Origin of the sequence: uncultured Campylobacter sp., assembly GCF_938018145.1 — a bacterium.
Classification (GTDB): Bacteria; Campylobacterota; Campylobacteria; order Campylobacterales; family Campylobacteraceae; genus Campylobacter_A.
The window spans coordinates 1-2,466 of the sequence record NZ_CALIII010000369.1 but is presented as its reverse complement, the minus strand read 5'-3'; the positions used below and the strand labels follow the sequence as shown (position 1 = coordinate 2,466).

The following is a 2,466-nucleotide window of genomic DNA, read 5'->3' as shown; positions in this document are numbered from 1 at the left end:
TAAAAATCATTATTTTCACGGGTATTCGCGTGAGCGAGGCGCTAAATCTAAAGCGCAAAGATATCGCAGAAGACGGCGAGCTCTACGTCATAAGAATCCGCGGCAAAGGCAACAAATACCGCGTCGTGATGATCAAACGCCGCCTCATCGAAGCCCATCTAGACACGATCGCGATAAACTATATAAATAAAGAAGGCTATCTTTTTATCAATAAAAAAGGCACGCGCCTAACGCAGGCCTACGTGAGCCGCATCGTCGAGCAGATCCTCTTTAAAGCCGGAATCCGCAAGGAAAAAAACGGCGCTCACATGCTGCGCCACACCTTTGCCACGATGCTTTACAAAAAGCAAAAAGACCTGGTTTTAGTGCAAGAAGCGCTTGGGCACGCGAGCCTAAATACTTCGCGAATTTACACGCATTTTGATAGCGAAAAGCTAAAGCTCGCCGCGCAGGTAGCCGAGGAGCTAAGCGGAGAATAGGCGCTAAATTTGAGCGGTTTCAAATTTGACTCGGGCGGCTAACGGCACGCGAGCTTGCTAAATTTGAGAGTCAATATGCTGTTTTCAAATTTGAGCAGTCTATATAATATAAGATAATTGCGCGGTTAAATTTAAGAAATTTGACGAGAGATGAAAAACGGCCGCGCCAAAAACGCGACCGTAAATTTGGGTTAAATTTTAGAGATCGTTATTTTTTCTTTATCGCTGCCGATTACGATCTCGTCGCCGCTTTCAAGCTCGTCTCGCAGGATCATATCGGCTAGCGGGTCTTCCACTAGCTCATAGAGTGCGCGGCGAAGCGGTCTAGCACCGTAAACGATGTCAAAGCCCGCACCCGCGATAAATTTCTTCGCCTCTTCGCTTAGGCTTGCTTTTATACCGCGATTTTGCAGCGTTTTTTCAAGCTCTTTAAACATTATATCTACGATTTTTATGAGCCCGTCTTCATCAAGCGGATTAAAGATTATCGTATCGTCAAGGCGGTTTAAAAACTCGGGTTTAAAGTAGTTTTTAAGCTCATTTTTGACCGCTTGCTCACGCTCCTCGCCTTTTAGATCCATGATGAAATTTGACGCGATATTAGACGTGAGAATGATGATCGTGTTTTTAAAATCAACCGTCACGCCCTTATTATCAGTCGCCCGCCCGTCGTCTAGGATGCCTAAAAGCACGTTAAACACGTCCTTGTGAGCCTTTTCGATCTCGTCAAAAAGTATGACGCTATACGGACGTCTGCGCACGGCTTCGGTTAGCTGTCCGCCTTCATCGTAGCCCACGTATCCAGGAGGTGCTCCGAGCAGGCGAGAGACGCTGTGCTTTTCCATATATTCGCTCATATCAAAGCGTATGAGCGCGCGCTCGTCGTCAAATAAAAATTTAGCCAAAGCCTTTGCTGACTGCGTTTTACCAACGCCCGTAGGCCCCAAAAACAAAAACGATCCGATCGGACGCGCGCCCTCGTTTAGGCCGGCTTTGTTTCGCTTGATAGCTCTTGCTAGCGCGTGCAGAGCGGCATCCTGACCGACGACGCTTTCTCGCAAATGCTCCTCGATCATCAGATATTTTTGCTTTTCGCTAGTTAGCATTTTGCTGACTGAAATTCCCGTCCATTTGCTTAGTATTTCGGCCACCAGCTCCTCATCGACCTGATTTTTGAGTAGCACGCCGCCCTTTTTCATCTCGTCCCATTTTTTTTCGAGCTCTTTTTGGCGGTTGGCCGCTTCTAAAATTTTGCCGTATTCTATCTCGGCCGCGCGCTGCAAATCGCCGTTTCTGCGCGCTATCTCGGCCTCGCTTTTTAGGCTATCTATCTCTTTTTTAGCTTTTGAGATGCCGCCAAAAACCGCCTTTTCGTTTTCAAATTTGCCGTCAAGGGCGTGCTTTTGCTCGTTTAGATCGGCGATTTGCTTTTCTATCTCGGTTAGGCGAGCCGCGTTTTTGGCCTCGTCTTCCATTTTTAGCGCCTCTTTTTCGACCTGCAACGTTACGATCTCACGTTTTATGCGGGCTAGCTCGTACGGCTCGCTTTCTATCTGCATTTTTAGCTCGGCTGCGGCCTCGTCGATGAGATCGATCGCTTTATCGGGCAAAAAGCGGTTTGAGATGTAGCGGTCGCTTAGCTTTGCCGCCGCAACCAGCGCGCTATCGGTGATCGTTACGCCGTGATGCACCTCGAGGCGCTCTTTTATCCCGCGTAAAATTTGAAGCGCTTCGTTTACGCTAGGCTCTTTTACGTCGATAGGCTGAAAGCGGCGTTGCAACGCGGCGTCTTTTTCGAAATACTTGCGGTACTCTTTTAGCGTCGTTGCGCCCACGGCGTGCAGCTCGCCTCTAGCAAGCGCGGGTTTTAGGATATTTGCCGCGTCCATGCTGCCTTCGCTAGCTCCCGCGCCCACGATAGTGTGGATCTCGTCGATAAAAACTATCGCGTCCTCTTGCTCGGCCACCTCGTCCATCACGTCTTTTA

Annotated in this window: 2 protein-coding genes; one reads left to right on the top strand and one right to left on the bottom strand. The window is 48.8% G+C overall.

What is annotated here, in order from left to right; genetic code table 11:
• A partial coding sequence (locus Q0338_RS08460) for a tyrosine-type recombinase/integrase (protein ID WP_298086365.1) occupies positions 1-479 on the top strand: 479 nt, incomplete at its 5' end.
• A gap of 191 nt (positions 480-670) precedes the next feature.
• Here Q0338_RS08460 and Q0338_RS08455 read toward each other — a convergent pair.
• The coding region (locus Q0338_RS08455) for an AAA family ATPase (protein ID WP_298086364.1) at positions 671-2,466 on the bottom strand (1,796 nt) is incomplete at its 5' end.